At 53.4% G+C, this 7,224-nt stretch carries 8 protein-coding genes and 1 pseudogene; 6 read left to right on the top strand and 3 right to left on the bottom strand.

What is annotated here, in order from left to right; translation table 11 throughout:
* Nucleotides 1–868: RHE_PE00001 family protein (locus GAK38_RS23060; RefSeq protein ID WP_325347229.1), on the top strand; the 868-nt coding region annotated here is incomplete at its 5' end.
* Between the two features lies 1 nt (nucleotide 869).
* Here GAK38_RS23060 and GAK38_RS23055 read toward each other — a convergent pair.
* Nucleotides 870–1,772 carry a hydrogen peroxide-inducible genes activator gene (locus GAK38_RS23055; protein WP_325347228.1) on the bottom strand — a complete coding sequence of 301 codons (903 nt, stop codon included), beginning with the start codon at nucleotides 1,770–1,772 and terminating at the stop codon, nucleotides 870–872.
* A 159-nt stretch (nucleotides 1,773–1,931) separates the two neighbouring features.
* Here GAK38_RS23055 and GAK38_RS23050 point away from each other — a divergent pair, with 159 nt between their 5' ends.
* Entirely contained in the window at nucleotides 1,932–2,486 is a 555-nt protein-coding gene (locus GAK38_RS23050) for a peroxiredoxin (protein WP_064321814.1), read from the top strand.
* An 85-nt stretch (nucleotides 2,487–2,571) separates the two neighbouring features.
* Complete coding sequence (locus GAK38_RS23045) at nucleotides 2,572–3,093, top strand: carboxymuconolactone decarboxylase family protein (protein WP_325347227.1); 522 nt, start codon at nucleotides 2,572–2,574, stop codon at nucleotides 3,091–3,093.
* Between the two features lie 133 nt (nucleotides 3,094–3,226).
* On the opposite strand, the gene GAK38_RS23040 is transcribed toward GAK38_RS23045, so the two are convergent.
* A complete protein-coding gene (locus GAK38_RS23040) occupies nucleotides 3,227–4,507 on the bottom strand; it encodes an MFS transporter (RefSeq protein ID WP_325347226.1) in 1,281 nt (426 codons plus the stop codon).
* A 236-nt stretch (nucleotides 4,508–4,743) separates the two neighbouring features.
* On the opposite strand from GAK38_RS23040, the gene GAK38_RS23035 reads away from it, so the two are divergent.
* From GAK38_RS23035 to GAK38_RS23025, 3 genes are all read left to right on the top strand, one after another.
* Nucleotides 4,744–5,154 (top strand): hypothetical protein, encoded by a 411-nt coding sequence (locus tag GAK38_RS23035; protein ID WP_325347225.1) that lies wholly within the window; start codon nucleotides 4,744–4,746, stop codon nucleotides 5,152–5,154.
* Nucleotides 5,155–5,244: 90 nt separating this feature from the next.
* Entirely contained in the window at nucleotides 5,245–6,003 is a 759-nt protein-coding gene (locus GAK38_RS23030) for a multicopper oxidase domain-containing protein (protein ID WP_325347224.1), read from the top strand.
* On the top strand, nucleotides 5,991–6,407 hold the full coding sequence (locus tag GAK38_RS23025) for a hypothetical protein (RefSeq protein WP_325347223.1): 417 nt from the start codon (nucleotides 5,991–5,993) through the stop codon (nucleotides 6,405–6,407). The genes GAK38_RS23030 and GAK38_RS23025 overlap by 13 nt, the downstream gene beginning before the upstream one ends.
* A 45-nt stretch (nucleotides 6,408–6,452) precedes the next feature.
* Here the strand turns inward: GAK38_RS23025 and istB are convergent.
* A pseudogene (gene istB, locus GAK38_RS23020) lies at nucleotides 6,453–7,224 on the bottom strand (IS21-like element helper ATPase IstB); the annotation flags it as partial.

The following is a 7,224-nucleotide window of genomic DNA, read 5'->3' as shown; positions in this document are numbered from 1 at the left end:
TGCGCTTATGGATACGCGCACGCCCAGCCATGCTCTGACGATTGCGTATTCTGTGTTGCGACTGCGTCGGCAGATTGTCAGTCGTGCGCCGGGCTGGGCTTTAAGCACGGCAGGTATTCAGCAATTGATTGGCCGAAATATCGAGGTGCGAGAGGAAGAAAAGCGTGACTATAGCGAAGTGGCGGAAGGCGAAGCTGATCCGCTGCTGGAGGATATCGACGCTCTGCTAGCTCGTACGGATGCTTTGTTAAAAGGCGTTGTCAAAGAGAAACCAAAGCCGCAGCCTGTTGAGGCGGATGCGCTACTTTTTGACGATGACTGGGATGAAGATGCGCGTTTGCAGGAATGGCGCGACCTGTTTGCCAAGACTGCACATCTGCCTTCGATACTATGCGCTGCATTTATGCATGATGCCTGGTATTCTCTTGAAGTGGTGCAGCGTTCAAACTGGATCGGCCGTTTGTTGACGTCTGCATATCTGCGTCAGTCGGGGAGTACGACTAATCACCTGCCTGCAATCAGCATAGGCCTTCGGACGAAAAGGCCAGACGAGCGCCGCTCGTCAAACCGGTTGATACGCTTGAAGACATTTTTGTCTGCAATTGAGGAAGCGGCGGACGCAGGCATGAAAGAACATGACCGCCTGATGCTTGCGCGTGAACAAATGCAACGCAAGCTAAGAGGACGGCGATCAAATTCACGTCTTCCGCAATTAGTTGATCTGATGATGCGCAGCCCTCTGGTTTCGAGCCAGATGGTTGAGAAAGAGCTTGAAGTCACGCAACAGGGTGCGTTGAAGTTGATATCCGATCTCAATTTGCGGGAAATTACCGGACGCGGCAGGTTCCGCGCCTGGGGCGTTTTGTGATTTATTTCTTCATGCAGTGATTGCGCAGATGGGCCGCAAATAGCTGATACTCGTTTCGGCGGGCAGCATTGGCGCGCCATGCCAAGGCAAGCGAACGGTAATTGTGCTGCCCTTCATAGGGCACGGTGCTGATCTCGCTGCCGCGTGTCACGCCCGCCTTGATGGCGACTTCTGGCAGTAGCGTCACGCCCATGCCAAATTCCACCAACTGCACCAGCGTCATAATGCTGGTTGCATGAACATCGCCGCCTGTTTGCGTTGGCTTTGAACCGATTGCCGCCATAACGTGTTCACGCAGACAGTGGCCGGTTTCAAGCAACAGAAAAGGCTGATCCTGAAGATCGCTTGCGTCGATGCGGTCACGATTGGCCAGTGCATGATCGCGGCGCACGGCAAGAAAGAACGGGTCCTGACCAATTTCGGCGACTTCAAAATCATCAAGATCATAGGGATGGGCCACGAGTGCCACGTCAAGGGAGCCTGAGCGCAGACTGTCGAGCAGAGTGCGTGTCAGGCCTTCGCGCACGCTCAATTGCAGTTCTGGAAAGGCCTTGGCCGTCGTGGGCAGCACTGTGGGCAGAAGAAACGGCGCAATCGACGGAATGACACCGAGCCGCAGACGTGCGGTCAAAGGGCGCTCTGCCTGACGTGCATGTTCCGGCAGTTCTTCAATTGATGCGACGATTTCCTGCGCACGATTGAGGAAGTCTTCGCCTGCTGGCAGCAGTTGCATTCGCCGCCCGGTGCGGTCGATCAGGGTAACGCCGATCTCCGCTTCAAGCGCCTGAATCGCCGCACTTAACGTGGATTGTGTCACGCCGACAGCCTCAGCTGCACGCGAAAAGGAGCCTGCTTTTACGAGGGCGATAAAGTAATGGAGCTGGCGAACGCTGATATTGAGCATGGTCTTGGGCTAAACTTATCCCCATCGTTAAAATCGATGGAATTGATCGTTTTAATCGCTTGACCGATTGATTTAGAGTGCCTATATTTGACTCGCAAGCGGAGAGTTCTGAAACTTCTGAATTTTCTGCATAACAACGAATTTACAGGCAGGTATGAGATGCTCGGTATCGGTGACAAGCTTCCTTCTTTCAAAGTAACTGGCGTAAAGCCAGGCTTCAACTTCCACGAAGAAAACGGCGTTTCGGCTTTTGAAGAAGTCACTGAAGCAAGCTTCGAAGGCAAGTGGAAGGTCATCTTCTTCTACCCTAAGGACTTCACTTTCGTTTGCCCAACGGAAATCGCAGAATTCGCGCGTCTGGCTTCGGATTTCGAAGATCGTGATGCGGTTGTTCTCGGCGGTTCGACCGACAACGAATTCGTGAAGCTCGCATGGCGCCGCGATCATCAGGATCTCAACAAACTGCCAATCTGGTCGTTTGCTGACACCAACGGTTCGCTGGTCGATGGCCTCGGCGTTCGTTCGCCAGATGGTGTTGCTTACCGCTACACCTTCGTTGTCGATCCGGACAACACGATCCAGCACGTTTATGCAACCAACCTCAATGTTGGCCGTGCTCCTAAGGACACGCTGCGCGTTCTCGATGCTCTGCAGACCGATGAGCTTTGCCCATGCAACCGTGAAGTCGGTGGCGAAACGCTCAAGGCTGCTTAATCAGCATCTAATTGCTTGAGAGAAGGCGGGTTAAGGCCCGCCTTTTGTTTATCCAGAACTGACAGTTAAAGAGGGTTCCATGTCCATGGATGATCTGAAGTCAAGAATTCCGGACTTTGCCAAGGATGTTCGTCTTAACCTTTCGTCCATGGCGAGCGATGAAACGCTGACGCCACAGCAGAAATACGGCCTGTTCGTCGCCTGCGGTATTGCTTCGCGCAACGCCGATGTGCGCAAGGCGTTGACTGCAGAAGCAGCAGGTAAGGTTGATGCTACGGTTGTGCAGGCTGCAAAATCTGCAGCATCCATCATGGGCATGAACAACGTTTATTATCGCTTCGTGCACCTTGCCACCAACAAGGAATACCGCACGCTTCCTGCCAAGCTGCGCATGAACGTGATTGGCAACCCAGGCGTCGACAAGGTTGACTTTGAACTGTGGTCGCTGGCCGTTTCGGCAATCAATGGCTGCGGCATGTGCATCGACGCCCACGAAGATTTGTTGCGTAAGGCTGGGGTTTCAACGGAAGCAATCCAGACTGCTGCACGCTTCGCCTCGATCATTCAGTCTGTTGCGATTGCTTTGGAAGCTTCTGACACCGAATAAGGTTAGTCGAGCTTACACTTAAAAGAAAAGCCCGCGTGGATCGCTCCACGCGGGTTTTTTTATTTGCTTTTAATATTTCATTGAGCGCGCATCTTAGCCGAAAACCGGTTCCCACTTTTCGGGATGCGCTCCTTTATTCGCCGCGCTTGAACGAGATGAATGCAAAGCCGATCAGAGAAATCACGGCGGCAGCAGTCATGTAGTACCCAACGTAAGCGAAGCTATAATGAGTTGCGAGCCATGTTGCGATGTAAGGTGCAACCGATGCGCCGAGAATGCCTACCAGGTTGAAGGTAAGCGAAGCGCCGGTATAGCGAACCGCGGTTGGGAATGGTTCAGCAAGAGCCGCGCCAATCGGGCCATAGGTCAGACCCATCAGGCCGAAACCGTTGATGAGGAAGGCGAGAACGCCAGCTGTTCCACTCAGGAAAAGCGGAGCCATGAGGAAGCCGTAGATACCAATCAGGACTGTGACGATGATCATGACCGGACGCATTCCGTATTTATCGGAAAGCAGCGCTGCGACCGGGATGGTGAGGCCGAAGAAGATCACGCCTACCATCTGCAGGATGAGAAACTGCTCACGGCTATAGCCGAGCGCACGCGTACCCCAACCGAGCGAGAACACGGTCATGAGATAGAACAGAACGAAGGTTGCAACAGCGCCGATGGTGCCGAGAAACAGGCTCGCCTTATGCTTCTTGAAAAGCGTTGCGACTGGAACTTCAACGCGTTCAGCCTTGTCGATAGCCTTCTGGAACTCTGGTGTTTCAGCAATCTTCAGACGAATGAAGAGGCCGACGCCAACCAGCAGGGCACTCGCGATGAAAGGAATACGCCAGCCGAACGACATGAACTGTTCTTCGGTCAGGAGTTCAGCCAAGACCAGGAAGATACCCGTTGCAAGGATGAAGCCAACAGGCGCACCGAGCTGTGGGAACATACCGTACCAGGTACGCTTGCCTTCCGGCGCATTTTCGGTTGCGAGCAGAACTGCGCTGCCCCATTCGCCACCAAGGCCAAGACCTTGACCCAGACGGCAGAGTGCGAGCAGGAGAGCCGCCCAGACGCAGATGGATTCATAAGTTGGCAGGAAGCCGATTGCGACTGTGGAAATACCCATGGTCATAAGCGCTGCAACGAGCGTTGCCTTGCGGCCAACCTTATCGCCGAAGTGACCGAACAACGCACCGCCGATCGGGTGTGCAAAGAAGGCAATAGCGAAAGTTGCCAGAGACTGGAGCAGCGCCGAGTTACCGTCACTTGCCGGGAAGAAGAGGTGCGGGAAAAAGATTACCGCGGCGGTAGCATAAATATAAAAGTCAAAGAATTCGATTGTTGTGCCGATCATGCTCGCAGCCAAAACGCGGCGCGCAGAATTTTTCTTCGGAACAACTGCTTGAGCTACAGTCATTGTTTCATATCCATATTTGTGGGCTGTAAGTTTTGGGGGAAAGCCCGAGATATTGCCTTCTTAGTGCCACAAAATACGAAACCGCAAGCTTAAAAGGGCTATCACGTAATTTTCTATTTTCGAATGTGCTGTTTTCGAAACAAAATGAATGCCTGAGGTAGTTTCAAGGAAAAGGGTCGAGGCCTTTCAATTGCCTTAAGGCAGCCTTAAGCTGAAATTCAGAACATGGAATCACAATGACTGCGCAGCCTTTCAGAAACAGTAATATTGGTATGCGTTTTCGCAAACATTCTGTTTTGCGAATGCCTTCCCGTATGCTGATTGCGCTTTTCTCGTTGCTGTTTCTGGTTTCAACGCAATTTTGTTATGCCATGGCGCATGATCTGCCACTGACGGCAGCAGTTATTGACTGTCACACGACTGCGCATGTTGCCAAACATGACGGTGGGCATTCAATACCGACGGATCATGGCAAGAAGGCATCTGCCGCCTGTGTAATGATGAGCTTTGGCGGCATCATACAGCTAAGCTCCAGCGTTGCTCTGTTCACCCCCGATCACGAATTCGGCCTGCCGCCACGCGTCGCAGCATTGAACAGCAACGACCCCTTCGGCGTTCTCCGACCTCCAATACTCAGCCAGATCTGATCTTCTGAAACGCTGCCGGTTTTTCGGCCGCAATAAGCGCATTTCGAAGGTTTCGATGCGCGTTGATAGAGATTTATCTGGAGAATTATCATGACGAGTATGACACGCCGTCGTCTTTTGACGCTTGGAGCAAGCGCTGCTGCCTTATCCGTCGTCCGGCCTTTTGAGGCCTTTGCGCAGGACCCACATCAGCAGCACATGCAGCATGGTGCAGCCAGCACACAGGCAAAGGCGCAGGCGCTGCCTATTCCGGCTTTAATTGAGCCTGATGCTGCAGGCGTGGTGAAGTTGACAGTACAGAAGGGACGCCATGCTTTTGCGCAAGGCAGCGATGCGGCCTCTGCCGGGATAAACGGTACATATCTTGGGCCGGTCGTCCGCCTCAAAAACGGTGAATCGGTTACGCTTTCGGTAAATAACGGTATGGACGAAGACACAACGCTTCATTGGCATGGTCTTTTTGTTCCGTCTGTTCTCGATGGCGGGCCGCATAATGTCATTGCGGCAGGCACTAGCTGGGAGCCAAAGGTTACGGTTAGCCAGCTAGCTTCGTTCAACTGGTTCCACCCTCATATGCATGGGGACACTGCGCGGCAGGCGCATATGGGAATTGCCGGGTTGATGATTGTCAGCGACGGCAAGGACGGGGAACGCGGATTGCCTCAAACCTATGGTGTTGATGATATTCCGCTCGTCTTGCAGGATCGCAGGGTGATCGATGGCGATAAGGTTTACCAGCCTGACATTATGGATCTGATGCATGGCTTTCGCGGCGACAAGCTTATTGTGAATGCGTTATCGCGCCGCAAGCGCATGTTTCTGCGTCAGTTGTTCGGTTGCGTATTCTGAACGGTGCAAATGCACGCAACTTCCACATTCGTCTTAGCAACGACCAGCCGTTGCAAGTCATTGCATCTGATGGCGGCTTTATAAGTACGCTTGATCCGGTTAAACGACTGACAATCAGTCCGGGCGAGCGCTACGAGGTGCTGGTCGATTTTTCCAAGTCGAAAGATGTGCTCGACCTGCTGACAGCCAGTGATGACAGCGGTGGCGATGACCAGCCTTTGATGCAGTTCATCATCGATGACAAAATCGAAGGCGCGATCAAAGCCTTGCCGAAAAAGCTCGATGGTCCGGAACAGCCGGATGAAAAGCTTTCTGTTCGCAGACGTTCATACTTCTTCGATGAACGTATGGCGGATAACATGAAGCTTATGATGGGCGGCAACTCGAGCGATCTCCATGTATAGCGCGGCGATCAGGATGAGACGCGGGCGACAATCAGGATGAGATTCTTATGTCGCGGTCGAGTTGAAGTTATCACGTTGAATGTCGCTGGCAAGCTCTTCGTCGCTTTCTGATTGTCGCTCCGCGGCAATCACCGTCGAGGTTTTGATTGTCGCAAAAGATGCCGGTCGTCCGCGTTGGCGTTTTTCCTCCAGCGCCGTTCTTCGCCGGTAGCTTTCGACATTCATCTCGAAGATCGTAGCGTGATGAACAAGCCGGTCGACCGCTGCGAGTGTCATGGCAGGATCGGGGAAGACCCGGTTCCACTCTCCAAATGGCTGGTTTGCGGTAATCAGGACCGACCTGTGCTCGTAGCGTGCCTATATCAGCTCGAAGAGCACGCTCGTTTTGGCCTGATCCTTGGTGACGTAGGCGAGATCATCGAGGATGAGCAAGTCGAACTTGTCGAGTTTGGCGATAGCAGATTCGATCTGCAGTTCCCTGCGCGCGACCTGTAGCTTTTGCACGAGGTCGGTTGTTCGGGTGAATAGCACGCGCCATCCATTCTCGATAAGTGCGAGGCCGATAGCGGCAGCGAGATGGCTCTTTCCTCCACCGGGTGGGCCGAACATGAGGATATTGGCACCTTTGGCGAGCCAACTGTCGCCAGCGGTAATTGCCATGACCTGGGCCTTAGAGACCATGGGCACGGTGTCGAAAGCGAAGCTATCCAGGGTCTTTCCAGGTGGCAGGTGTGCCTCAGCGAGATGCCTTTCAATCCTGCGGTGGGCACGCTCGGCCAATTCGTGCTCGGCGATGGCTGATAGGAAGCGTGCGGCC

The sequence above is a fragment of the Xylophilus sp. genome (assembly GCA_009914555.1).
Classification (GTDB): Bacteria; Pseudomonadota; Gammaproteobacteria; order Burkholderiales; family Burkholderiaceae_C; genus WNDY01.
The sequence above is the reverse complement of the archived record's forward strand: the minus strand, read 5'-3'. Positions and strand labels throughout refer to the sequence as shown.